This is a genomic window from Limnobacter sp. UBA7229 (assembly GCF_002473065.1).
GTDB classification, from domain to species: Bacteria; Pseudomonadota; Gammaproteobacteria; order Burkholderiales; family Burkholderiaceae_B; genus Limnobacter; species Limnobacter profundi.
On record NZ_DKTN01000013.1, the window covers coordinates 20,303 to 46,522 of the forward strand.

20 protein-coding genes are annotated in these 26,220 nt (G+C 49.4%); 10 read left to right on the forward strand and 10 right to left on the reverse strand.

What is annotated here, in order from left to right; all coding sequences use genetic code 11:
* Positions 1-32: 32 nt before the first annotated feature.
* The 4 genes from B4C79_RS06915 to B4C79_RS15870 form a co-directional block, all read right to left on the reverse strand.
* Entirely contained in the window at positions 33-1,505 is a 1,473-nt protein-coding gene (locus B4C79_RS06915) for a retron St85 family RNA-directed DNA polymerase (protein ID WP_291751118.1), read from the reverse strand.
* The gene (locus tag B4C79_RS06920) at positions 1,502-2,071 is read right to left on the reverse strand and encodes a hypothetical protein (RefSeq protein ID WP_291751116.1); all 570 of its coding nucleotides are present in this window, start codon (positions 2,069-2,071) and stop codon (positions 1,502-1,504) included. The genes B4C79_RS06915 and B4C79_RS06920 overlap by 4 nt, the downstream gene beginning before the upstream one ends.
* 79 nt (positions 2,072-2,150) lie before the next feature.
* Positions 2,151-3,194 carry a hypothetical protein gene (locus B4C79_RS06925; protein WP_291751115.1) on the reverse strand — a complete coding sequence of 348 codons (1,044 nt, stop codon included), beginning with the start codon at positions 3,192-3,194 and terminating at the stop codon, positions 2,151-2,153.
* A 62-nt stretch (positions 3,195-3,256) separates the two neighbouring features.
* Positions 3,257-3,523: a DUF6471 domain-containing protein gene (locus B4C79_RS15870; RefSeq protein WP_367274717.1), complete on the reverse strand. Its 267-nt coding sequence runs from the start codon at positions 3,521-3,523 to the stop codon at positions 3,257-3,259.
* Positions 3,524-3,787: 264 nt separating this feature from the next.
* Between B4C79_RS15870 and B4C79_RS06930 the strand changes: the two genes are divergently transcribed.
* From B4C79_RS06930 to B4C79_RS06940, 3 genes are read left to right on the forward strand one after another with little or no spacing between them, the layout of a single operon-like run.
* Entirely contained in the window at positions 3,788-4,627 is an 840-nt protein-coding gene (locus tag B4C79_RS06930; RefSeq protein ID WP_291751113.1) for a TnsA endonuclease N-terminal domain-containing protein, read from the forward strand.
* Positions 4,624-6,846 carry a hypothetical protein gene (locus B4C79_RS06935; RefSeq protein WP_291751110.1) on the forward strand — a complete coding sequence of 741 codons (2,223 nt, stop codon included), beginning with the start codon at positions 4,624-4,626 and terminating at the stop codon, positions 6,844-6,846. The genes B4C79_RS06930 and B4C79_RS06935 overlap by 4 nt, the downstream gene beginning before the upstream one ends.
* The gene (locus B4C79_RS06940; RefSeq protein ID WP_291751107.1) at positions 6,836-8,314 is read left to right on the forward strand and encodes an AAA family ATPase; all 1,479 of its coding nucleotides are present in this window, start codon (positions 6,836-6,838) and stop codon (positions 8,312-8,314) included. Before B4C79_RS06935 ends, B4C79_RS06940 begins: the two co-directional genes overlap by 11 nt.
* 1,349 nt (positions 8,315-9,663) lie before the next feature.
* On the opposite strand, the gene B4C79_RS06945 is transcribed toward B4C79_RS06940, so the two are convergent.
* Positions 9,664-9,909 (reverse strand): helix-turn-helix domain-containing protein, encoded by a 246-nt coding sequence (locus B4C79_RS06945; protein ID WP_291751103.1) that lies wholly within the window; start codon positions 9,907-9,909, stop codon positions 9,664-9,666.
* Positions 9,910-10,141: 232 nt separating this feature from the next.
* Positions 10,142-10,813: a response regulator transcription factor gene (locus B4C79_RS06950; RefSeq protein WP_291762553.1), complete on the reverse strand. Its 672-nt coding sequence runs from the start codon at positions 10,811-10,813 to the stop codon at positions 10,142-10,144.
* Between the two features lie 162 nt (positions 10,814-10,975).
* On the opposite strand from B4C79_RS06950, the gene B4C79_RS06955 reads away from it, so the two are divergent.
* From B4C79_RS06955 to B4C79_RS06985, 7 genes are all read left to right on the forward strand, one after another.
* On the forward strand, positions 10,976-11,641 hold the full coding sequence (locus B4C79_RS06955) for a TetR/AcrR family transcriptional regulator (protein ID WP_291739182.1): 666 nt from the start codon (positions 10,976-10,978) through the stop codon (positions 11,639-11,641).
* Positions 11,638-13,101 (forward strand): TolC family protein, encoded by a 1,464-nt coding sequence (locus tag B4C79_RS06960; protein WP_291739181.1) that lies wholly within the window; start codon positions 11,638-11,640, stop codon positions 13,099-13,101. Before B4C79_RS06955 ends, B4C79_RS06960 begins: the two co-directional genes overlap by 4 nt.
* Positions 13,098-14,144 (forward strand): efflux RND transporter periplasmic adaptor subunit, encoded by a 1,047-nt coding sequence (locus B4C79_RS06965; protein ID WP_291739180.1) that lies wholly within the window; start codon positions 13,098-13,100, stop codon positions 14,142-14,144. Before B4C79_RS06960 ends, B4C79_RS06965 begins: the two co-directional genes overlap by 4 nt.
* Positions 14,145-14,149: 5 nt before the next feature.
* Positions 14,150-17,206: an efflux RND transporter permease subunit gene (locus tag B4C79_RS06970; protein ID WP_291739179.1), complete on the forward strand. Its 3,057-nt coding sequence runs from the start codon at positions 14,150-14,152 to the stop codon at positions 17,204-17,206.
* A 349-nt stretch (positions 17,207-17,555) separates the two neighbouring features.
* Positions 17,556-18,296 (forward strand): pseudouridine synthase, encoded by a 741-nt coding sequence (locus tag B4C79_RS06975; protein WP_205882534.1) that lies wholly within the window; start codon positions 17,556-17,558, stop codon positions 18,294-18,296.
* 97 nt (positions 18,297-18,393) lie between these two features.
* Positions 18,394-19,818 (forward strand): hypothetical protein, encoded by a 1,425-nt coding sequence (locus tag B4C79_RS06980; protein WP_291739178.1) that lies wholly within the window; start codon positions 18,394-18,396, stop codon positions 19,816-19,818.
* Entirely contained in the window at positions 19,815-22,211 is a 2,397-nt protein-coding gene (locus tag B4C79_RS06985; RefSeq protein ID WP_291739177.1) for a bifunctional diguanylate cyclase/phosphodiesterase, read from the forward strand. The genes B4C79_RS06980 and B4C79_RS06985 overlap by 4 nt, the downstream gene beginning before the upstream one ends.
* A 662-nt stretch (positions 22,212-22,873) precedes the next feature.
* Here the strand turns inward: B4C79_RS06985 and B4C79_RS06990 are convergent.
* The 4 genes from B4C79_RS06990 to B4C79_RS07005 form a co-directional block, all read right to left on the reverse strand.
* Complete coding sequence (locus B4C79_RS06990) at positions 22,874-23,224, reverse strand: 6-pyruvoyl trahydropterin synthase family protein (RefSeq protein WP_171097682.1); 351 nt, start codon at positions 23,222-23,224, stop codon at positions 22,874-22,876.
* The gene (gene queE, locus B4C79_RS06995) at positions 23,221-23,871 is read right to left on the reverse strand and encodes a 7-carboxy-7-deazaguanine synthase (RefSeq protein WP_291741014.1); all 651 of its coding nucleotides are present in this window, start codon (positions 23,869-23,871) and stop codon (positions 23,221-23,223) included. The genes B4C79_RS06990 and queE overlap by 4 nt, the downstream gene beginning before the upstream one ends.
* Positions 23,872-24,225: 354 nt before the next feature.
* Complete coding sequence (locus B4C79_RS07000) at positions 24,226-24,792, reverse strand: DUF1415 domain-containing protein (RefSeq protein ID WP_171097677.1); 567 nt, start codon at positions 24,790-24,792, stop codon at positions 24,226-24,228.
* Positions 24,793-26,184, reverse strand: a complete 1,392-nt coding sequence (locus B4C79_RS07005; RefSeq protein ID WP_291741011.1) for a phosphomannomutase/phosphoglucomutase — start codon at positions 26,182-26,184, stop codon at positions 24,793-24,795.
* Between the last annotated feature and the right edge of the window lie 36 nt (positions 26,185-26,220).

Consider the following 26,220-nt stretch of genomic DNA (forward strand, 5'->3'; position numbering starts at 1 on the left):
CACTCTCATTCAGCGGGCAAGTTCTACCAATGTCAGATACGTTTTTTAATCTCAGCAATCGCGTTATGCACGAACTCGCTAGACAAACCACCAACAGAGTGTTCAGGTGTAGCAAATGAAAGCATGTAGGCCGCTTTACCCTGAAGCTGGTGGTATTTATCTACGTATCTTTCGGGATGCAGGGATGCCTGATGTAGTGCTGCTCGCAAATTTCGTCTCTGTTTACGAGAAGGTTGGGCCCATTCGTTAACAACTACCCCTGTTACGACTTTACGGGAGGAAGGGCCAAAAATCCGAGTTTTTGAATCGTTGAGTTTTAGCCCAATACCCGAAAGCAACTTTTGAGCCACAGAAATTGCTTTTTCTATCTCTGATTTTTCTGAACCACTAATCGAAATATCGTCCGCATATCTGGTATACGTCAACCCGTGGAGACCTGCGTATTCCGACATGGCTGTATCAAAATCGAAAAGTACAATATTTGATATAGCAGCGCTTGTTGGAGCCCCTTGTGGCAATCCATCATCGTATGAACACAGTTTCGCAACCAAAAGTGCCGTATTTATCTTTAGTCCCCCCTCTACTAATTTTTGGGTAACGACTGCAGTTGTTAAAGAAGGGAAAAAGTCTGACACGTCAATGTTGGCGACGTATCTTTGACGAAGATGCTGAAGGGCATTCTGTCTAATAGAACACCCACGTTGGTATGCAGTGGCAGATGTATGGACAGGTAAAGACCTCAGCACATAATCCAGAAAAAAATACTGCACCACTTTCATCATGGTGCGGGGAGCCGTTATAAGTCTTGGCTTTCCATTGGATTTAGGTATTTCAAAGGTTCGGTAGTGTTTCTCTGGCTTGTGCTGCATAGAAGTCAGTAGTCCAGGACTTATTCCTAAACTTAATGCAATTTCATTGACCCCAATTCCGAACTCTGATGAGTCTTTGGTTCCGCACGCAAGAACACAGCTCTTTTCCGATTGGAACGACAGAAAGCGCAAACGAGGGCCAGAGGTCAGGGTAGAAGAGCCAACAAAAAGTTGCTTTGAGAGGAGCGGCCAATATCCACGGCCGGAACTCCGAGCTGGGCGAGGAGGGACGGCCGGGGATATTGGCCGCTTATCCTCTTGTAATACTGGTTCAATCACTACGGCTGACGATGCATCAGCCTTCTCTGTTTCCTGAACCTCTGGTGATTTAAGTTTACTAACACACAACTCTTTCAGCAAGAACAAACGGGTTTTGTCTCTAAGCTGACGTTCCGTCTTACTGAGCTTGTTTGCACCCCGCTTAGTGAGCGAATACAGTTGATAACGCTTATGTACGCATACAACGTCAGCTAGCTCTTCCCAATTTTCAATTAATTTCTGAACCTCACTTAAGTCAAGCAGTTGCTCCTGACTATCTAAGGCGCTCTGTACAAATCTGACGACTGTCTCCGCACTCGCGGGTTGAATAGTTGCGAGTGCCAACCTGATAAGCTGAGGGTATACGCGAACAGTCATTCCTGGCCACCGCCGCCAGATGGACGGCCCCTACCGTCCAAAAAATGCGTCGAACGCCTACCTCTCAGTCTATTAATTATTGGCTTAGTGTCGGCTGTCTCAAAATCCACGTAAATTGCTCGCCCATAATCATCTGCTGCACGTGCAGGGCCTTGATTGAAGTATGAGACGTCGTCTTTAAAAGCCTCATCAGCTATAAGAATAAAATCGCAACTTCCTTGAGACTCATGCGCCAGCCAATGTACAAAGAGCCCTAATTCACAAAAGGAACCAACACTACTTGCAATCAAAACAATTGCTGCACATTCCCGACGAATAAATTCAAGCTCATGGTCATGCGCGTATCCAGAAGTGGTGTGAAGACGCAAATTTTCGAGCCCATCATCTTCGCCTAGCACCACTTCAAAACCATCGCTTGTCATTTCGTCAAGTAAACGTTTTCTCAATCGTGCGGCAGGTTTTGTCTCGACTTCTTTCAGAGAAGGTCCGCAAAGAAAGACGACCATTCGGTTATCGCGATAGAGGTCGGCAACACTAGCTGCAAAGCGTTTAACTGAAGGCTTCATTTACCTTTTCTAAACTATTGAAAATACTATACTCAACTGTAGTTCAATCATACAGCACGATAATAAATGTGCAGAGCCGCTACCCACTAAAATCATAAAGCACGGGCGTTCTGTAGGAAGAGCCATTTAAAATTCTAACGACTTCATTCCAAACACTCTCGGCAACAAGGCTTTGATGCCTCTTTTTGAGCGTTGTAAGTGGGACAGTACCTTCCAATTCCGCCCAACTTAGACCATACGTAAATTTCTTAACAATCAAATCCATCACCTCTTTGTGCTGGAATTTTTTTGGAGCCCCTTTGCAAACCAAGGGCTCAATCTTTCTCCACTCTGGTGCGCTCATCTCAGGGTATCCGTCGATTCTTGGGAGGATGCAAGCTTCACTCACGCGTCCCCTTTTTTCAGAGGGCACGAGCACTCCACTATGAAAAACCAGTGCCCCCTGGTCCAGTTGCAGAATCGGTGAATCACATTCCTCATGTGGCAGCAATTTAGTAATCACCATAGAGGTCACGACAACGCTCCTGTCCGCCAAAGATACCCCGTGGAAGACCGAGTTCACCGCAGCAACAGGAAGACTACTTGTACCCAAAATACCACCGAGGGCCTTAGTAGCAATCCCGCTAAAGCAATTTTGTGCGCTGCGAAAATACTTCAAATACAACAGGGGGCTCAGAGCAGTTGGCTGGGTAACAGGGTTCAGTCCAAAGTTTTTTCTAGGACAAAGATGGAACCTAACTTCAGGCTTATGTTGCCAGTTTTGCAAGGTGTACATAGACGTTAACAGCGGCAATCGATGAACAAAACTGGCAAGACGGTCAAAGGGTTTAAAAAGAGCCGAAATCAACACGGCAGAAGGAATTCGAAAAATAGTGCCGTCGATGCAAAGTTCCCAGACTTGATGCGTAATGCGTTGGTCAACAGGCAGCCAACCGTACTGGTTGCATGCTTCAACTTCAATAAGCTGCGTAAATTCAAAATCTACAGTGCACCGCACTGACCTGCTGCCAGTAAGCATTTGTGCTTGTTGCTTTATTGAACTGCTAATGGAGCCAACTGAAATCCTTTCTCCATTGGTATCAATTAGCTTAATGCCGTTTTCTGTACAAAGCTGTGCTCGCATGTGCTTCTCTTAAAGTCTAAAACTCGTATAGGAGGGATGACTTAAAAAGAGGAACTAAAAAATTATTTAGTTGAGACGACCGAGTTCAGGTCAATTGATGGCTGGTAGTTACCAAGTGCGTACATGCATTGGAGGTAAAACGCGAAAGTAAACTTTCCGCGCGAAACTTTAGTCTTCAAGGCGGATTCTGAAAAGCGCTCGCCAGAGGATGACTCTAAAGCCTTCGAGAGCTCCATGTAGGTAACCCTGCGACGAAGCATCTCACTACGCAGAATGGCAACTGCTTCGCGGTTCCAAATCTCAGGCGGTTTGTGGGTCGGTGAGGTCACAGATTCAAATGGCTAAGAACGTTAAAAGTTTAGGCTAAAGCAAAAGACTAAAAACTAAAATTTACCAAAATCTATCGAAAAATTGATATTGATAGAAATAAATGTTTTCCATCATTTTGGTTTCATATGTGAGACTTTTGTTTCTTATAAGACTATTTACATAAGATTTAAATTCTAGAGAACTGATTTAACTGGACATTTTTCCGATTTTTTAGGGTGGCTTTTCTACATGACATATCGCAGTCAAGCCATAGGAGAAATGCAATGCGTGCCAAGAACAATCTAAAAAATCAGCAGAAAAAAATCAGGGAACGAATCGGTAACGCATTCGGGCATGTCCCTTATATCAAAGCCACGGAAATTTCTAGCACGGGAACCATGACCAGAGAGTTCAGCTTCCGTTTTAATCGAGTCATCCACGTGCTCTCAAAAATTGAGAGAGACACTTTACTAAGACTTGAATTTGACCCACAAGTAACCAATGTCTACGAACAATATGCCCTAGACCTTGAAACAACAGCGCGAATTGCACATCGATTGAAAGTAAAACACCCCAAATTGATTCAAAAGGGTCCGCAACAGGATGCTGTCATGACGACAGACTTCTTAGTTCAACTCACTGTCGAGGGAAAAAATTACTTTGTTGCAGTCGACTGCAAGCCTACTGGCTACAACCTAGCTACGCCAAAAACTGTTCGCAGTGTAACTCGGGTTATCGAAAAACTTACCATCGCTAGGGAGTTCTGGAATGCTCATGGAGTCGAACACATCATCATTACCGCTGACCAACTGGACTCGGAAATCTCAAAAAACTTGTCCTGGGCCCTCTCTATCAACCGGGAACCAACTGTATTTGAAGTGGCAGCGTTGGCCACGCAGGAATTGAAAACTCTCATAGACCAAGCCAACCCATCGCACAAGCTTAGCGCAGTGTGTTTGGAACTTGACAACCTATCAGGTACTCCTGGACTAGGAGCGGAAGCCCTCAAACACCTATTACTGACCCACAACATCAAAGCGGACCTACGAGAGGGTCTGCTCGTGCACCAGCGTATTTCATCTGTGAGAGCTGCACAAACTCTGGATTTCTGGAGCACAAAATGAGCAATGGATTTCGACTAGTTGGCGACCTTGCAATTTTGGAAGGTGAAAAAGTAAGACTTCTCCATGAATTCAAGGAATCTGCCTGGGTTATCAGAATTGATGACGCTAAAGCTATGCCCATAAAATGCAATGGAAAAGACCTAGAAATTTATGAGTGTGAAAAGGATATTGAGCAAAAACTATTTTTAATCGGGGAATTGAACAGACTTTGCCCACACTCAAAATCTATCTATGAAAAGAATGTCGCATTGGTTCATAAAATTATGAACCACGGACCTAAAATATTTGATGCCAAATACCGCAGCTCTGTTATTAATGAGCTCGTCGAAAATGGAGAAGCTTCAAAACCAACACTGTACAAATTAATAAAAACATTTTGGTGCAGTGGCTGTGACAGTCATTCACTTATCCCCAGCTATTTCAATTGTGGGAAAAAAGAATCTGCCGATGAGTCTGCACCAAGAGGCGTAAAACCAAAATACTACGCGACTTATATACTCAGACCTGAAGAACAGGCAAAAATAGTCAAGCTAATTGAGCGCGACTTTCTGGTGCCAAACGGCCCTACGTTCGCATCTTTCTACTACACCCTGCTATGCAAAACTCATCCAAAGAATGTTGAGCTGGCAAACCAAGGCATACTCGAACTAATGGGAAACGTGCCCTCATACGGGCAAGTTAGGTATTTATTAGAAAAGCATTTTCCAGCCGATGTAATTCAAAAGAAAAAAGCGGGCGATAAAACCTTCGAAAGAGACATGGCGTTACACACAGGCAGCGCTGCGGGCAGTACCGCGCAATCAGGCCTAGTTTACGAAATTGACTCGACGATTTGTGAAGTTAATATCGTACATTCAGAATACAGAAACTACATCATCGGAAAAGCAACACTCTATGTATTGGTCTGCCGCAAATCGAAATTAATTGTGACCTTCCATTTATCATTAAACGCCCCATGCTGGGACGAAGCTAGTGAAGCTATTGCAGGCTTGGCGAATAGCATGGAGGAACGCTGTAAAAAATACGGCATTGAATTTAACCCAGAAGATTGGCCAGCGGAAGGTATCAAGCCAAGGGAAATTGTTGCAGACCTTGGACCAGAATTCACGGGTAAAGCAAGTGATTTACTTCCCAAAGAACTTAATATCAGCCTTACGAATACACCAAGCCAGCAGGCGCATAGAAAGGGCACAATTGAGTCAACATTTCATCAGACTCACGTGGCAATTTTCTCGAAAGTAGACGGTCAAGTCCGAGATGTTGATTCCAGAAAAAGGCAACGTGAAAAAAGGGAATTTGAGGCAAATTTAACTCTTCACGAACTTGATAAAGTTCTTCTAATGTCGGCCATTATGCAAAACAGAAAATGCATAAAAACTAATGATTATCCGATTGAAGAGGTTCTCAAGGGAAATGTAATCACCCGAATTTCGTTATTCAACTACAGCCTTAGAAACGAAATGGGAGTCCCAACGCGGTTTCGTGAGGGCGAGGCACGAATGAAGCTCTTACGCCAAGGTGAAGGAACACTCACGAGGCAAGGGATTCGTTTTAATAACCTCGAATACAGCGTGGGACCCTCCAACGAGAACTACCAAAACTTGAGCTCCTTTGTGGCTTCTCTTAATGGTTCTCAACGTAAAGCTTCCCCAAAGGTAGCTGTTAGGTATTCGGGACAATGCGTAAATTCTATCTGGGTTGAGCATCCTGGCATCAAAACTGTACCTGTACAGCTATTCTTAAATGAAGCCTATAGGCAGTTTAAGGATATGTCGTTCGCAGAGCATGAGATTGTTCATAAGCAGCTAAATGAGAACAATAAAAAGAATGAAAGCGCGACGCTTGAACTGCAGGTAACGTTCACCAAAGAAACTGATGAAATTACAAAAAATGCCAGAGAAAGAAAGGCTCAGTTTCCAAAAGTTTCCGCAGATAAGCAAAAAAAGTTGAAACCGGAAATGAGAAAAGACGAGCAGCGAACCCAGAGAACTAAAAATCCACTTTTCGTCTCACCTGATAATTTTCAGTCTGGTGATTCGAAACAGAAATATGGAGAAAACCAACGCTCTGAAACACGAATTGAAGCCGAAGACGTTCAATTCACTGAACTACCTCTAGTTTCAACTGTGGATAACAGTCCTATTACCCCAAAAAAGAAAAAGAACTCATTGGCCGCATGGGCAAAAAACAATAAACCAGGAGTTACGAATGCAAATTAAATCACCCATTGAATCAATCAAAGGCATGAAAGTGTGTGTGACCATGGAGGAAATAGTGCAAGAAATGGCTCCTGTTGCAGCTTTCGCCGACTACCTCACATCCGACATCTCTTTCTTACAAGGTAATCCCTTAGTGGAAGCATTACCTGCGGCCTATTCCTCTGATGAAGAGATAAGAGAACAAATTGCATTCATGCCAGACTTCGATGAATCACAAACCGAACTTCCGGACCAGACAAGACTGATGCTAGTTCAATCTATCGCGGACCTATTTGTTCCATTCGAAAGAAATGTGAATCTAGCAAGGCAGTTGGACACAGTTATTAGATTTGGCTATCGCCATCGTGAGCTACCAAGCATGAAACTTCAGAACGCAAAGCCGTCTTCCAGCAGTCGAAGAAGAAATCGGGAAAAATTCTCATCCATTGCTTCTCAGAAACCGATGTCAATGACGCTCATCGCGGGCTCTGGTAGCGGAAAATCAACAGCTGTAACCAATTCGCTGTCTGGGATGCCCCAGGTAATCTTCCATCCTCAACACAACTTGTACCAGATTACTTATTTGATTGTTGAAATTCCATCAACCGCAAAAAGCGATATCCCGTTTCTCAAGGCTGTCATCGCTGAAATAGATAGACTTTTGCCAGGTTTTGGTTACAAAGACACCTATCTTCCATCCAGCAAAGCGTCCTCTATGAGAGGGGTAGACTGGTTTTCAGTAGTGTGTGACTTGTTGAGAACACATCAAGTTGGAATTCTCGTGATTGAAGAAGCGCAGAAGCTGGCAAAGTATACAGTTGGCACAGAAGAGACTCTCAATAGTCTTTTGACCATAATCAATTCTGTAAAAGTCCCAGTGCTAACTGTCGGAACTCCTGCAGCGATGGAGCTGCTGGACTCTCGGTTACAGGATGCCAGACGCGCTTGCGGGCTTCTGAACCCAGTCTGGCAAAATCTAGCTTTTACCGAGGTCAGCGATAATGACGAAGACCAGACCGAATTTGAGACATTGATTCATCTGTTAGCGAGCTTTAATTGGACCAAGACAGAAATTCAAATCACACCTGAACTGCTACATGAGATTTTCTTTTACTCCCAAGGAATCGTTGCGGTCATCACGTTACTTTTTATCTTCGCTCAAACACGAGCCATCATTGATGGCTCAGAAAATGTCACTTCTGAAACATTCAGAACCGTTTATGAAAATGACTTGGTCTTCTTACATCCGATGCTGAAAGCCCATAGAGACAAAGACTTCGCAGCTTTGAGTGAGTTTGAGGATATGAAGTTAAGTTTGTCAGACATCGCGAAGGAACTTGGAGTTGAATTATCCAAAGATGGTGTGACTGACTCAACCACACATGTGCGTCGCATACTCTGTAACAAGCTAATTCAGACTGGTCTGAACGCAGTGAGTTCAGACCGCGTCAGTAAGAATGCGCTCCTGACAGATAACTTAATTGAATAAACTCTTATTCAATCCAGCTGGCCTGTACCCAATCTTTGCCGACGAATTATTGCTTAGCGCGGTACTAAGAAAAGTTCAGGCACAGTCCATACACGCACGACTGTTGTTGGAGCGGGTACTGGCATTGGGTCCAGCGGCGAAAATTTGCTTCGGTGGTGGTGAGTTGTTAGGGGATAAAAGTAGGTCTTGTGCGAGCTACACGGAGTTGTTGTTTAGGCACTCACTCGTACCCTATCACATTGAATTTTGGTGCAATGAAGACCAGACAAATTTTTTTGCTGGAGGAGCTCCATTATCACAATATTTGAAAAACCATTTCCTAAAACAAATTAGATTTTTTAACAACTCATGCCCAACACTTCGGTTGTGTAAATCCTGCGTTGGTCTGGAAATCGAATTTTTAGGCACGAGTTTTTGGCACAGAAAACACCAACTACCGGGTGTTGTCAGCTGTCACATCCACAACTGCGCTCTGTACAAATCGGAAATCCCAAATAAATTCGACTATCGATTACAGAACTTAAAACTCCCGCATCAAACGAAGAACCTAAACCGGGTCATGGAGTTTTCAAGTAGGGAATTTTGCTTAGCACTAGCCTTGAACTCTGAGGCTTTACTTGATGCAAACAAAATCAACTTGGAACCGAAAAGTACCCACCGAATGCAAGAGTTGCAAGATGAGTTTTTTACATGTGACACACTTACAGCCAGAGAGAGGATAAGGTGGATTCGGTCAAAATATAAGCAACATTTGGCGAATCACTTTCTCACCTTCAATCGCATTTCAATTCCTCCGCCAGCTAACTTCGATATTCCAGCATCAATCGGCTACGAGCAACATTCAACCCTCTCTCATCTAGTTCTAAGAACTATTCTTCAAATGGATAGCTTGGGAGCCTGACGAATATGAAAAATATTCAGAAGCGAAAAACAATAAATTTCAAGCTATCACCAGATTTAGCAAACACTAAAGAGAATGAGAACGAGCGCATATGGGCGGCAATTCGTGGGCCCATATTTGAAGTTTTCTTACACAAATAACATGTTGACGAGCTTGGCCTACATCTATAAAAATAATGATACAACTTTGACTTTTGGGCAAATTGCAGATGCGAAAATCACAACAAGCCAGATTTAAAATCGCCTCTGCCCGCAAGGACAACAAAAAAGGAAACCGTGGCGACAGAGTGAGCCCACAAATGTCGGATTCTAAGAAGAAATTATTCTCAACAATCGAGTGTGAACCTGAATTTGGCGAGACTGCTTTTTTGAAAAGGTATACCGACATCATTGAAAAAAGCTAGTTTGTTTACGACGGTTAGCTGAAACTTGGTAAAAACTGCTTACCTTCAACAGTCATCAATATCGTAGAGACCTGCTTCTTCTGAAGCCCTCGCAATTAGTTTCAAGTTGGCTAACCTTCGCTCACGTAATTTCACACTGAAAGCCTCAACATCGGCCATCAAAAAAACCAAACGGTTGTTTGCCTGTCGTGTTGCCACAAGCTCCTCGGCTTTAACTAACTTACGAACATGGACACGGGAAAGGTTCAGCTTTTCTGCAACCTGTCTTGACGTAAGTGTTTTATTCTCCATCAAACCCTCCACTTAGCACTCTCGGCTTTCAACCTCATCTCCCTCTTGATAACAAGATTTTTGGTGATTGACAAGGATACAAAAGTCTAAGTGATGCTGGCTCGTATCGATGGACTAATGAGTTAAGAACTTAATTGCAATCCAGTTTCAAACTTAAATTGCATACCTGGAAAGGGTGATGGCAAATCGGTTAACAACTAATTTACAAATCCGAATTTCAGAATTTTGTAAGTCATTGATTTGTCGATAGGTGGAGTTCAGAACTCAAATTGCTGTACACACTGTGTTTTTGAATCTGGGTGTGGCGGTAAATGATCGAAGCCTCCATCCGGTTCTTGGCTTTCAGGCGTTCCAGAATGTCTTTCACATGCCCCTTCACAGTTTCCACACTGATCTTCAGCAGCACGGCAATTTCCTTGTTGCTGTGCCCGGCCCCAATCAATTCAAGCACCTCAACCTGTTTGTGGGTGAGCGCTTTTGACAAAGTCGGCATTTGCAGCAATTCAATATTGGCTTGGCTCAAGCCTACTCGAATCAGGTCGATCATTTTTGCAAAGGGTGTGAATTTTGAAAATGCAATAAACCGTTCAAGCTGATGACGCTTTAACTGCCCCATCACTTTCTCGTCGTTTGCAGTAATCAGCACCGGAATTTCAGGGAACAGCGTTTCAAACAGACCAATAAAAGTCTCGGCTTGGACATCGCGCAAATGAAAGTCTGTGATGATCAATGCGGGAAACTCTTCCACAGCATGCCGTGCGGCTTCCTTCAAGGTAGAAAACTGGCGAATGCGGGCATGGGGTGCCACATCCTTCACCATTTCGACCAAGCCGAAACTGACGATTGGATGAACATCAATTACAAACACCACTTGCCGTTCCAGGCCTTCCAGTTTTTTAACCACCGCGCTTCTCACAGAAACAATTCACCATGATTTAACTTTAATTGACGAAGCCACCCATCCGTGCCGGAAATAAACTCGGTAAATCGATTCAAATCGGTGTTTCAATCTGTGGAAAGAAAAAACCATTGACATCGTGTCAATCGTTCAACTAAGATCCATTTCATGAACTATGTGATCGAACGTCGCGAAGAAGAAAAGGAACGCCGTCGGGAAGAAATTCTCGACGCAGCGGAACTTGTTTTTTCTGAAAAAGGCTTTGACGCAGCCACTATGGATCAAGTAGCACGCAAAGCGAGGGTTTCGCGTGCACTGGTGTATGTGTATTTCAAAGACAAGGCAGCCTTGCATTTGGCAATTTGCCTGCGGGGTTTGCGAATACTGCGCGAAATGTTTGAAGCCGCACGAAACCAGCATGCCACTGGTGATAACCAAATTCGGGCGATTGGCCAAGCTTACATGCAGTTTTCAGAGGAGTACCCAACGCATTTCGCCGCCATGTCGAGGTTTGAAGCCTCTCACCATGAAATTGCACTGGACGATCCCTGCTCGGCAACACTGGAAATGATTCAGGCCGGGCAACAAGTTCATGAACAAACCGTGTTGGCTCTCGCCAAAGGCATGGCAGATAAAACATTGCGAGACGACCTGGACAATCTGATGCAAATTTCGATCACCTTGTGGGGCTTCACACACGGCACCATTCAGTTGGCGCAAACCAAGGCCAACTTCATGGCCACCATGGGCATCAGCAAAGAATCTTTCATGAACCAGGCTGTAGAGCTGGTCATGCAATCCCTGATCAACCGCAATGGCGGAGGCAAAAAATGATCAAGCAAAGTCGCACAGGCGCCCGCAACAGGGGCGCTTTTTTTTACCTTCTATTTGACAGGCGTCTAATGGCTGCATTGCTGTTGATGGCTTTTCAAGTTCAGCAGCCCAGTCAAGCGGGCACCCCGCTTGACGACTACTTGAGCCAAGCCATGTCCAATAACCCCGCCTTGGCGCAGGCCAACTTTGAAGTGGAGGCTGAACGTCAGCGACTTGAAAATTTGCGTGCGCGCTTTTATCCCAGCCTTGCATTGCAGGCGCGCGCAAGTGTGGCCGAAGGTGGTCGCACCATCGATTTCCCGGCAGGCGATTTACTCAACCCCGTGTACGCAACATTGAATGCACAGGCCGTTGCCGCAGGTCAACCGCCACGCTTTCCCACAGTGGAGAACCAGTCAATCCCGCTGCTCCGCCCCACCGAACAAGACACCCGTTTGATTGTGCGTGGCCCAATTTACGAACCTGTACTGGACCAGCAACTTCAAGCGCAAACCCAGGCCGTCGGCGCACAAGAGGCCGCACAACTGCAGGTAAAAGAAGAGTTGGTGCGCGACCTGCACACCGCCTATTGGCAATATGCACAGGCCAAGGCCCGAATCGCCATTCTTGAGGCCAGCCTGCGAACGCTGAAAGAAAACGAACGAATCAACACAGTGCTGTACAAGGCCGGGGAAACCACCCTGGATGCACCGAAACGTGCCGAAGCGGAAACACTTGAAATTCAGGTGGCCTTGCGCCAAGCCCAAACGCAGGCCTTGCTGGCCAAAGAGTATTTCAACCTGCTGCGCTATGCCCCAAACGACAGCGCAGTAGAACTGCCGCAAGAGGAGCTGAACCCCAGTGCCATTCAAACACTGCTGGATGAGCTCACCCCGAAAACGCAGGGCAACACTCCAGCGCCAGCCCTCACCCGGCTTGAACGCAGCCTGGCCGCCCAACGCGCCCAACTGGATGCCAGCCGCGCAACTTACAAGCCCACACTGGGCTACTCGATCGAAGGCGGCTATCAGGGACGCGACTACAACACCGGCCCCAACACCGGATTTGCCAGCGCATCGGTGGTGTTGAACTGGACCCTGGCAGACGCCGGAATTCGCAGCAGTGAAGTGGCACGCAGCCAGGCACAGGTGCGGGCACTGGAGGCCCGCGCGCGGCAAGTGAACCGGCAACTTCAACTGGCCAAATTGCAAGCCAGGGAAAATTTGCTGGTGTCGCTAGACAGCATCCAGGCGCGCATGGCCCAACAGGCTGCATCCGAGGAAAGCCTGCGAATCAATGAACGCAAACGCGACGCTGGCGAAACCACTCAAGTTGAATTTTTAAGTGCCGAACAAAGTGCAACACGCGCACGTTTGGGCTTGGTGACTGCCGTGTACCAGGCCCGAATTGACCATGCTGTTTGGCAGTACAACAACCGAAACATTCCCGAGCCAAGCCCACAGGAAGGAGCTCAACCATGAAACCCGCACTCGTAATTTCAACCCTCTCCTTGTTGGTTCTGGCAGCCTGTGGCCCAGCCACCCCCGAGGAAGCACCGGCAGTGGAATACCGATTGGTGAAAACCGAAACAGTACAAAGTGGCCCTGCAGCCAGCTTGATCGAAGTGGCTGGAATTGGTGCCTTTCGTGACGAAACCCGATTGAGTTTCAAAGTGGGCGGCGTGATTGAACGAATCAATGTGCGCGAAGGCGAAACTGTGGAGAAAGGCCAGCGGCTGGCTGCGCTGAACAAACAAGATGTCAACGCAGCTGTGAGCCAAGCCAGCGCGGGCTTTGAAAAAGCCCAACGCGACTTGCAACGCGGCAAATTGCTCCGTGATCAGGAAGTCATTTCTAAAGTACAACTCGACAACCTGGAAACTGCTGCACAAGCTGCACGTGCACAACTCAGCCAAGCCCAGTTTGCAAGCCAAACGGCTGAAATACAGGCTCAAGCCAATGGCGTGGTGTTGAAGCGTTTTGCGCAAACCGGTGAAGTGGTGTCGCCAGGCCAGCCGATATTACTACTTGGTAGCAAAAGCAGCGGCTTTGTCATGAAGGCGAGTTTGACTGACAAGCAAGCGGTGCACATACAGCTGGGTGCCAAGGCCGAGGTGCAATTCGACGCACTGCCCGGCGTGAAGTGGCCCGGAAAAGTAATTGAACTAAGCCAGGCAGCAGACCCCGCCACAGGCACCTACGGCGTGCTGGTTGAGGTAGACACACGTGCCCATGAAAACATCAACCTTTTATCGGGCATGCAAGGGCGTACCCGCATTGAACCCGCCAACTTCAATGGCATGCGCAGCTATGTACCCATAGAGGCCGTGGTCGAGGGCGACAACAAAGCCGCCTGGATTTACACCGTACAAGCAGACAACACCGTGAAACGTCAAACTGTAGCCGTGGCCTTTATTCAAGCAGACCGGATCGCATTAATCGACGCCCTGCCCGAAGGCACTCGCGTGGTGAGCACAGGTGCAGCCTACCTGCAAGATGGTGAAACCGTGAAAGTTCAGGAGTAATCCAGATGAAACTCTCGGACTTTTCCATCAAGAATTACCAGTTCACGCTGGTGATATTTTTCCTGCTGACAGCAATTGGCATCAGCGCGTATCAAAACATTCCCAGAACCGAAGACCCGTATTTCGACATCAGCGCATTTCGCATCAATGTGATTTATCCAGGTGCTGACCCTCGCGAAATGGAACAACAGGTAGCCAAGCCCATTGAAGATGCCCTGCGCAGCCTGGACGACTTGAAAGAAATGCTTTCAACATCCCGCAACAGTGGCGGTGTGGTGTTTGTGCGTTTTGATGCGGAAGTCGATGTTGATAAAAAGTTCGATGAAGTGAACCGTGAACTCAACAGCATTCGGGACCAGCTACCCGCAGGCATACAAAAGCTGGAGATTGAACGAATCAACCCCGGCTTCACCAACATCATTCAATACTCCCTGGTGTCGGAAACAGCAAGCTATGCCGACCTGGCCAATTACGCTGAAGACCTTTCCGAGGCGTTCGAGCGTATTTCATCGGTGCGTGAAAGCGAAAGCTGGGCCTACCCCGAGCAGCAGGTACGCGTTAGCCTGAACTTTAAAAAGCTGGCTGAGCTGGGTATCCAAGCCGCCGATGTGGCACGCATTGTTCAGGGTGAGTCGCTGAACATTCCAGGTGGCCCGGTTGAAGAAGGTGCACGCCGTTTGAATGTACAAACGTCGGGCCAGTACCGCAGCGTCGAAGAAATCAGAAACACGGTAATTGCAGGCACAGGTACAGGTGGTGATTTGGGCGGTCGCCTTGTTCGCGTGGGCGATGTGGCCGATGTGCAATGGGACTATGAAAACCAGGAGGTGATGGCCCGCTTCAATGGTCAGCGCGCCGTGTTTGTTACCGCCAACCAGAAAGATGAACGCAATATTTTTGTAACCCAAAAAGCCTTGCAGGAAACCGCGGACGAGTTCGAGAAAACCTTGCCCCCCAATATCAAAATGGAACGGGGGTTTGAGCAATACAAAAACGTGGAAAAGCGTATTGATCGCCTGACCTTCGACTTTGCCCTGGCTGTAACACTGGTGCTGATCACCCTGTTGCCGCTGGGTTTGCGGGCCTCAGGCATCGTGATGGTCAGCGTACCGCTTTCGCTGCTTACAGGTTTGGCCTGTTTGTACTATGCAGGCTTTTCGCTGAATCAGCTTTCCATTGCAGGCCTTGTGGTTGCCTTGGGCTTGTTGGTCGACGATTCAATTGTGGTGATCGAAAACATTTCACGCTACCTGCGCATGGGTTATAACCGCGTCGATGCAGCACGCTTGGCCACCAAGCAAATTTCGCTGGCTGTTTTGGGCTGCACTGCCACGCTGCTGTTCGCCTTCCTGCCCCTCTTGATGCTGCCTGACAACGCCGGAAAATTCATTCGATCACTCCCCGTTGCAGTGGTGTTCACAGTGATCGCGTCGCTGTTTGTTGCGCTCACCATTATTCCGTTTTTGGCCAGCCGTGTACTGAAAAAAGACGAAAATGAGCACGGCAATATTGTGCTGCAAAAGCTGATGGGGCTGATTGATAAAATTTACACCCCACTACTGCACCGTGCCTTGCAAACCCCGAAAACCGTGGTGGCCGCATCGCTGGTGCTTTTCGTGGCCAGCCTGGGTTTGGCGCCACTTATGGGTATGTCGCTGTTCCCCAAAGCCAATACACCGCAGTTTGTGATTGAGGTAGGGTTGCCCCCTGGCTCCAGCCTGACGGCCACCGACACTGTGGTGAAACAGGTGGAAAACAAGCTGGCGAAGTTTGAAGAAATTACAGCGGTCATGGCCACCGTGGGCGAAGGCAACCCACAAATTTATTACAACGTATTTCAGCAAGACAAACAATCGAATGTAGGTGAGCTTTTCGTTCAGCTCAAGGAGTACAACGACGACACACCCAAGTTGCTGGATAACATTCGCAATGAATTAAAAACGATTGCCGGTGCCAATCTGATTGTGCGTGAGTTTGAAAATGGCCCCCCCATTGATGCACCCATTGGCATCCGTTTGGTAGGCCCCGAGATCGAAACACTGCGTGAATTGTCTGCACAGGTGGAGCGTATCATGCTGGCCAATCCTGGCACACAAAACGTGGACAACCCCCAGCGCACGGGGCGTAGCGACCTGCGCCTGAAAGTGAATTTCGAGAAAGCTGGCTTGCTGGGTGTGAATTCTGCCGAGCTGGACCAGGCAGTGCGGCTTGCCATTGCAGGCGCGTTTGCTGGTGAAATTCGCCAAAGCAATGGCGATGCGTACACAATCAGTGTGCGTGGCCCTGCGGGTGTGCGGAGTAATCTGAGCGCACTGGACGACTTCCATGTGATCTCACGCACTGGTCAGGCGGTACCACTGACCCAACTTACCACGCTTGAACTGGATGACAACCTGAACAGCATTTACCGCTTCGACCGCGAACGCGCCGTGTTGCTGACCGCTTACACACGCACTGGGTACAACACCGAGAAAATCAGCAATGAAATTGCCAAGCAGATCGACGAGATGGGCCTGCCCACCGGTTATCGCTACAAAATGGCAGGTGAAGTAAAGAGCCGACAGGAAAGCTTTGCCGGTTTTGGCACTGCAATCCTGATTACGGTGTTCGGTATTCTCGCCATTCTGGTACTGGAATTTGGCAGTTTCAAAAGCACCTTGATTGTGCTGTTCGTGATTCCACTGGGTGTAACGGGTGGCATGGTCATGCTGTTCCTCACCGGTAACTCACTGAGCTTCACAGCGATGATTGGCTTCATTGCGCTGATCGGCATTGAAATCAAAAACTCGATTTTGCTGGTGGACTTTACCAACCAGTTGCGCGAAGAAGGCAAGGGGCTGGATGAATCCATCGAAGAAGCGGGCCGTATCCGTTTCCTGCCTATTTTACTGACCAGTGCCACTGCTGTGGGCGGCCTGCTGCCTCTGGCGCTGCAGGGAGGCGGGCTTTATTCACCGATGGCATGGGTGATTATTGGTGGCCTCATTTCTTCAACTTTCATCGGTCGCCTTGTGACCCCGGTGCTGTACAAACTGTTGCCACCCGACTTGCAGAGAACATAGCCTAAGCCATTGATTTCACCTACAATACGGCCTCAATGCACAAGGACACACTGAAATCATGAAAAAACCCGCAGGCCGCAACAGTAGCGCAGGCCGCACTGGCGACTCGGGGCGTTCCGGCCCACCGGCACGCCCCAGTAACCGCAACAAAACATCAGCCCCGGCAAAACCCGCAGCCCCTGGCCGTGGCCGCCCCAGCAGCGCCGCTGGCAAGGCTGGAACTGCGGCAGCAACACCCGCCGCAAAACCCGACCGCAACCGCGCAGCCATGCGCAGTGCCCCTGTGGCCCCGGCGGCTGGTGCTGCACGGCCACGCCGCAGCAAGGTTACCGGCACAAACACGCTGGACATGCTCGACCCGTTTGAGCCACAACGCTTAAGCAAAATCATGGCTGCGAAAGGCCTTTGCTCTCGTCGCGAAGCCGATTACCTGATTGAAAACGGTTGGGTTCGCGTGAATGGAAAAGTGGTTGACGAGCTGGGCGCCAAAGTGCTTCCAACCGTGACCATCGACCTGGATGCACGCGCAAAAAATGTACTGGGCAAACAGGTCACCATTCTGTACCACAAGCCAATTGGTGTGGTATCGGGCCAGCCCGAGGGACGCTACAAGGCAGCCATGGAATGCCTGGGCCTGGAAAACCAGGCCGACCGCAAAACATCAACCCCTTTCCAGCCCGCCATGCTGAAAGGTCTCGCGCCAGCAGGTCGCCTGGACATTGATTCCACGGGCTTGCTGGTACTGACCCAAGATGGTCGCATTGCCAAACAACTGATCGACGCCAACAGCACAGTGGAAAAAGAATACCTGGTGCGAGTAGAAGGCGAATTGACTGACCGTGGACTTGAAATGCTGCGTTATGGCCTGAGCCTGGACGGCGAAGCGTTAAAACCAGCCCGCGTCAGCTGGCAAAACGAAGACCAGCTGCGCTTTATTCTGAACGAAGGCAAGAAACGACAAATTCGCCGAATGTGTGAAATTGTGGGCCTGAAAGTGGTGGGTTTGAAACGCGTTCGAATTGGCCGCGTAATGCTCGGCGACCTGCCCGTGGGGCAGTGGCGTTTGCTTACTCCGGAAGAACGATTCTGAAGGGGTAAAAATCCACTCTATTCAGGTGATTGATTACAAATGACTTCCGGTATTCTCGAATTTAACATTTGGACAAAGTTACATTCGAGAATTCACCATGCATGCCCAGCACTCGGCCCTGAACCAGCAAGCTTCCAACGCCCCGGTGCAGCTTCCCCCCCACGGATTCTTTACATTTTTAAGCAGGCTGTCTGGCGTAGCTCCCAACGCCACTGACCTCACTTCAATCCGGATCAATGCGGACTGGCTGTGCGTGGTAGTCAGCTTCGCCTGCCTGGTGTTTGCCACCCTCGAAGGTCTGGCCTACAACAACATAGCCCAAGCGCTGGGCTGGGGTATCCCGCTTTTCCTGGGCAGCCTGGCGATTACCCGCTGGCATGCCGGGCAGCCACTGACCATGCACATCAACGCAGCACTGCTGGTTGGCATGGGTGCCTTGCATGTCCACATTGCACGCGGACTACTGGAATACCACTTCAGCTTTTTCATCTTGTTGCCAGTGATGCTGGCTTATCGGGACACCCGCCCCCTGCTCAGCATGGGCTTGTTGATCGTGATTCATCACATTGTGTTCGACATGCTCCAGCAAGCAGGTTTCGAATGCTATATCTTCCGTGGTCCATTCTCGGGTATGCCTGCCGTGGCGCTACACGGCTTTTACGTGTCCATTGCAGTATTGCTGCTGTCGGTGATTGCTCAAACCCTTCGGCAACATGCCCTGGCCGCAGAAGAAGGCACCAAACTGCTGGCTTATCTGGACAAGGAAAAAGGCATCAACCTGCGTGTGCGTGCTCAAACCGATGAACAAGGCCGCATGTCGCCCATGGGGCAAGTATTCAACGACTACGCAGACAACATGGCGTTTGTAGTGGCTGCATTCAAAATGCTTCGCGCCGATATTCGCGAATTGTCGCAAATTGCCAAAGAACTGGGTGCGGGTAATACACAACAAATGGAAGAGAGCTCACAGGCTTCCAAAAAGCTGCGCGACTTTGTTCAAAGCCTGGGTAACCAAACCCGCATGGGACAAAGCACAGCCGAGTTGTCCAAAAAAGCGACCGAAGACAGCTTTGATCTGCTCAATGAACTGAATCAATCCCTGGAACAATTGCAACGCATCGGCAAACAGGCCTTTGATTCCAGCCAGCAAATGCAGGCCCTGCACAAAGAATTCCAGAAGGAGTTTTCACCCGCTGCAGCACAACAACTACAAACCACACTGAGCACACTGGACAACCTGAACGAACGCACCAACGGATTCATGGCCAGAATGGATGTGCTGAAAAGTGGCTTGAGTGCCATTGAAAACCAGTTGGTATCCATTGATCGTGCCACGCACCAGTGGGTGGAAAATGGCCACGGCAATCAACGTCAGGGTTGGGAAGTGCTGGGTGCCATGGAAGGCATGCAAGCGCGCACGGAAAGCGCATTCCGCACCTTGGCCAGCACGGTACAAACCATTTTGCGCTCAGATGAAATGATGCGCGAAATGGAAAAACGGCTCTCGAGGTTTGATGTATGAGCCTGAGCAATGTTCTTGACGACCCGCTGATCAACGAACTACTGGACAGCGGAACCACACGTTACGCCCTGCTGGGCCATGTCACAGACGAATTAAGCCTGATCGCCGCCAGCAAACTGTTCCGCCAAGAACTGGGATTCAAATCGGGTAGTGAACTCATCGTGAATCGCTACGGCATGGCCATTTACCGGGCATTGTCCAATGCATTGCTCCGGCAACAGGGTTGGACAGGCCATGTCAAAGTCAATGCACAATGGCTGAGTTTGCAAATGCTGGCGCACGGCGAATTTGGTGTGCTTCAGGAACAAGAGGTAAAGCGCACCCAGTTGTCACCACAGGTACCTGCGGTTAATACACCTGAACAACGCCCAGAAACCCCGGACAGCACCGACAAGAAAATTCCCACCAGTGTGTTGTTGAACGTTGACGACAAAGGACGAATCAAAAAACTAAGCCCTTCGCTGGAAGAGTTTTTAGGACAAAGCAGCGAACAACTGGAAAACCTTGATGCGGCCAACCTGGTGTTTCGCACGGATGTGGGTCAATTCAAGCGACTGCTCGATCAAGTGAAATATCAAACGGGTTCTACGGACGGCTCCTTCCGCCTGCGCAACACCTTCAATGATGTGGTGTACTTCGACTGGACGGCTGCCTGCATCGGCGCAGACATCTTGCTGATTGGGCGCTCAAGCAATATTCACCTTGAAGAAGCATTGTTGAAAAGTGAAGAGCGAATCAACAACATTCTTGAATCGATGGACGATGCATTCTTTGCCATCGACATGAATGGCTATGTGAACTACCTGAATGAAAAAGGCGCAGAACTTCTGGGTAAAACTGCACCGCTGTTGTTGGGCCGCATGGTGTGGGAACGTGCACCCCACCTGAAGAAAACACCCTTGTTCAAATACGTGAACCAGGCCAAAGGCAGCATGCAGCCAGAGACATTTCAGTGGCAAGACCCGGCCAACGAAATGTGGTACCAAGTGAAAGCCTACCCAAGCGATGAACTGATTTCGATTTTCTTCACTGACATCAGCTCCATCAAGCGCAATGAAAGCAAAATGCGGCATCAGGCCACGCATGATCCGCTTACGGGTTTGCCCAACCGTTTGGCCCTGTCGCAAACTTTGCAAGAATTGCTTGGCAATGACCAGGTTCAGGATTTCAAACTGGGCCTGCTATTTATCGACCTGGATGGCTTTAAGGCGGTGAATGACACGCTGGGGCATGACCGCGGCGACGACTTGCTGATTGCCGTGTCCAAACGTTTGCGCAGCGTAGTGCGCAGTTCAGACATTGTTGCCCGTTTGTCGGGCGACGAATTTGTAATCACCCTGCCCTACATTGCCGACCAAGACACCGCATTCAATGTGGGCCGAAAGGTCGTGGACGCAGTCAGCAAAAAACCGTTTGAGTTGGGTGAAAAGAAAATTTATGTGGGTGCCTCGGTCGGCGTGGCCCTGTTTCCCACCGACGCCACCGATGTGGAAGGCCTGCTGAAACATGCCGACATTGCGATGTACCAAGCCAAACAAGCCGGCAAAAATACGGTGCGCGTATTCCACGCCAACATGAGCGCAACCCTGCAGACCAAAGTGGATCTTGAGAACGATTTACACGATGCAATTTTGCACGATCGAATCGAATTGCATTACCAGCCACGCTTTAACGCCAATGGGTCTATTTGTTCAGTTGAAGCGCTGGCACGCATGCGTTCCCGCACAGGCGAATTGATTCCACCTGCCCAGTTCATTCCGATTGCCGAGGAAACCGGTTTGATCATTCCGATGGGTGAACAGGTGATGCGCAAAGCCTGCAAATGGCTGAAAGACACCAACAAGAAACTGAAGAATCCCATTAGCGTTTCGGTGAATGTATCTGGAATTCAGCTGCTGGATGGCAAACTATGCGGGACTGTCGAAAAGGTGCTGAAACTAACAGGCCTGCCAGCAAAGTTGCTGGAACTTGAACTGACTGAAACCGTGTTGATGCAGAATCAGGAAACCGTATTGCATGACCTGAACCGCTTGCATGAATTGGGCGTTTCCTTGTCGATTGACGACTTCGGCACAGGTTATTCATCGCTGGCAACCCTGCATCGCATGCCGGTTCAGTCCATCAAGCTGGATCGATCCTTTGTCAGCAACCTGCCCAACAAGGCAGACAGTGTGATTTTGTCGCGTACCGTGTTGGCCATGGCACAGGCACTGGGTTTGGGTGTGGTGGCCGAAGGCGTTGAAACCGCCGAGCAACGTGACTTCCTGATTGAGTCGGGTGTGCTTGAGCTGCAAGGTTTTGGCCTGGCTCGACCGATGACGGCGGACGATTCACGCCAGTTTGTATGGGCCCAGCAAATTACAAGCGACAAGGCAAAGAAAATTCTGGCGTGACAGCTTGGGTTCCGGTCTCTCGGCGCTTTTTTATCGTCCGATCGGCTTGGGTTCCGATCTCTCGCCAGAAAACCTGTTTCTCCCTTGCTGAGCCTTGCGATGCCTGAGAACGACCCTCCCAAACTGCGGGTCGGGTCCGTTCTCTGTCGCCCATGCTGGGCAACACCGGCCCTGCTCGGCACGCAAGGGCAGGTTTTCTTGAAGGCGAGGCGATCGAAACACCGCCGCCGATTGGGCGATGAAATCAGCCGTGAGTTGCGTGGTTAGGGAGATTCGCCAGTGCCGATTGACCATTGAACACCGCCGTGAGTCGCTCGGAGGTGGCGAGGCGCTGCACGGGAGTGCTGGGAGCTGAACTTGCAATGGGTCGCACGATGACCAGTCAGAAAACTTGCCGGCTTGGTGCGCCGAGACTAACGATCGCGCCCTGGCGCGAAAGCCAAGACCCGACCGTTACTTTTGGAGGGCTTGGCTTAGTGCAGGCTCAAGCCGACAAGCCGAAGTGCCAAGTTTTCGGGCAGCGGTGACCCTTCAAGTTTAGCTCCCAAGTCACCAGCCAAGTGGGAAACAAACAGCAGCAGTATCCCTTGAAGTTTGGCTCCCAAGTCACCAATCCAGTGCAACACAAATAACCCACGCTGAGTTGGCCAGAAACCGCAGCCTCACGCTCTGCCTTCCGCCTTCGCATCCTCAAGATCAAACTCAACCCCAAACCCGATCGACCCGCGAAATACCTTCACTTTGATCAAGGGCCCCACCGGGCGCAGCTGATCCCAAATCCAGCGGGCAATGTTTTCTGATGTGGGCAGCTCAATCAACTCGTTCAAATATGAATGATCAAGCCGCTTGTGTACCGCACCCACATGTTGGGTCAAAAGACTTTCAGGCACCACATAGCCATCAATGGCAGGGCCTTCAAACCACACCTCGGCGGTGTAGCTGTGGCCGTGCAAACCCGGCCAGTCAGGCAGCTGGTGTGCCACATCGAAGGTAAATTGTTTGAAAACTTTCATGGCATTCCAATGACTTTGTGGGTTTGTACACTCAAACGCCACTGAGGTTTGTTCAGGCAGGTTTGTATGGCCACCTGCAAATTTCTGGATTTCTTGACAGGGTCGGAGTCGTCCATGGCTTGCACAAAATAGTGCTCAAACTGCAATCGACCCAAGGCATTCAAATCCTGCCCTAACTGTGGCACTACAACCTTTAATTCATGGCCGTTGGTTTGTACCAGCTCACTGCCGAACTTGGGGCTGACACAAATCCAGTCCACGCCCTCTGGTACAGGCAGGGTGCCATTGGTTTCAATTGCAATTTCAAACCCTTGCGCATGTACAGCGTCAATCAGCGCAGAATCGAGTTGCAAGGTGGGCTCGCCACCGGTGAACACCACATAAGGCTTTGCGGTGCCAAGGCCACCTTGATACGTGTCTGCAATGGCCTGGGCCAGGGCAACAGCGTCCTTGAACTTTCCACCACCCACGCCGTCGGTACCTACGAAATCAGTGTCGCAAAATTTGCACACGGCTGTGGCCCTGTCTTCTTCGCGACCTGTCCACAAATTGCACCCGGCAAAACGGCAAAACACAGCCGCTCGACCCGCTTGGGCACCTTCGCCTTGCAGGGTATAAAACATCTCTTTGACGGTGTAAGTGGCCACGGCAATTTCGCTTGTTTGTTACAGGCGCAATGCTACTTGAATTGAGAAAGTGTGCCCAGAAAAAGGGCAAAAAAAATGCCCGATATGGTTAACCGGGCAAACCTCAGAAGCAAAAGAGGAGGGATGTGAACCCACAGTTTGCAAGCAGTCGTAATTGCCTGCAAGCCCATTTTTCGAGGCTTTCCTCGAAACTCCAAAGTTACATCCAAGGTTTTTGACTAGAGTAAAACCTCAAAAAACCGCGAAATATAATCGCTGCTTTGCTTTCCGGTAAACGCTTGCAATCCAAGCGCTCAATTAGAGCAAAACACCCAATTCGCGCACGGTGTTGTTTTATTTTTAACACCCTGTTGTTTATTTCCCGCCAGCGCCCTTCAAACACGCATTCAACAGCGTCTGCATTTTCTCAAGACCCTGTTCATTCATGCAATCAATGTTGCGCTCGGGGATCAAATCCACCTCGGGATAATTGTCGATGGCCTCGCTTAAGCTGTCTTCGCGCAGCAGGTGCAACATGGGGTAAGGCGAACGGTTGGTATAATTTTCAACATCGTCAGGCTCGGTGCCGCCAAACTGGTAATCCGGATGAAAACTGGCCACCTGGTAAACGCCCTCCAGGTTCATGTCAACCAGTAACTCATCGGCCGCTTCCAGAAAATCGTTGTAGTGGTAAAAATCCTGCAGCACTTGCGGGTGAATCAAAAGTGTTGTTTCCACGGCTTCGTCCACATTCAACAAGGCCAGCTCGTGGGCAAGTTCGTCCAGCAGCGTGGCCTCATCCTTGGCCTTACTCACCACAAAACGCACACGGTCTTTCACCAACTCGCGCTTGGCAAATGGGCACAAATTAAAGGCCACCACCACCTGCTCTACCCAGCGGCGGGTGGCTTCAATAATCTCAAGGTCTGTTGTGTGGGTCATTTAGAACGGCAACTTCACATCGGGAGCCACCGCCAAAATGGCAGCCTTGAATTCGCCTTGAATGCGAGCCAGCGCAGCATCACTGTCCGCTTCAAAACGCATCACCACCACGGGTGTTGTGTTGGATGGGCGCGCCAGCCCGAAACCATCGGCATACTCCGCCCGCACGCCGTCAATGGTGTTTACCGATTCCGAACTTGGAAACTTACCCTCGGCCTGCAAGCGTTTCACAATGTCAAAGTTCACACCTTCAGCAGTTTGCAACTGCAATTCGGGAGTGCTCGATGAATTGGGCAAAGCATTCAGTTCAGCACTGGGGTCGCTGCCGCGGGACAAAATCTCCAGCAAACGCACGCCCGCGTACAAACCATCGTCAAAGCCAAACCAGCGTTCCTTGAAAAACACATGGCCGCTCATCTCGCCTGCCAGTGGGGCACCGGTTTCCTTCAACTTGGCCTTGATCAGGGAATGGCCTGTTTTCCACATCAAAGGCTCGCCACCGGCCGCCTTCACGGCTTTGGCCACATGGCGTGTGCACTTCACGTCGTAAATCACCATGGCACCGGGGTTGCGGGCAATCACATCACGGGCAAACAAAATAAGCTGGCGGTCGGGGTAAATAATTTCACCGTCTTTGGTCACAACGCCCAGGCGGTCGCCATCGCCGTCAAAGGCCAAACCAATTTCAGCATCGCCGTTTTTCACGCAAGCAATCAGGTCTTGCAGGTTCTCCGGGTGTGCAGGGTCAGGATGGTGATTGGGGAAATTGCCGTCCACTTCACAGAACAGTTCAGTCACCTCACAGCCCAAAGCTTCATACAGTGTTTTTGCAAATGCACCGGCCACACCATTGCCACAATCCACGGCAATTTTCATGGGGCGTGCCAGTTTGATGTGCCCCAGAATATTGCTCAAATAATCAGGCCACACATTCAGTTCACGGTAGCCGCCGCGTTGTACGCCAGCCACCACGCCACGCACAGGCTTCTCGGTTTGAATCCATGTCAACAGTCCCTGAATGGTATCGCCATACAAGGTTTCACCTGCCACCATCATTTTCAGGCCGTTGTATTGTGGTGGGTTGTGGCTGCCGGTCACCTGCACACCCGTACCATTGCCCAGCAAGAAGGTTGCAAAATAAACCAGTGGGGTTGCCACCATGCCCACATCCACCACATTCACACCCGCATCCCGAAAACCATCGGCCAGTGCGCCACACAGGCGTGGGCCGCTCAACCGCCCATCGCGCCCTACCACCGCCTCGTTTTTGCCGCGGCTCAATGCCAAATGCCCCAAAGCACGCCCCACGCAATAGGCAGCGTCTTCGGTCAAGGTGTCGTCCACGATGCCGCGAATGTCATAGGCTTTGAAAATAGAGGAGGAGATGCTCATGGTTGAATACCTGAAATAGTCAAAATAGGAAAAAGG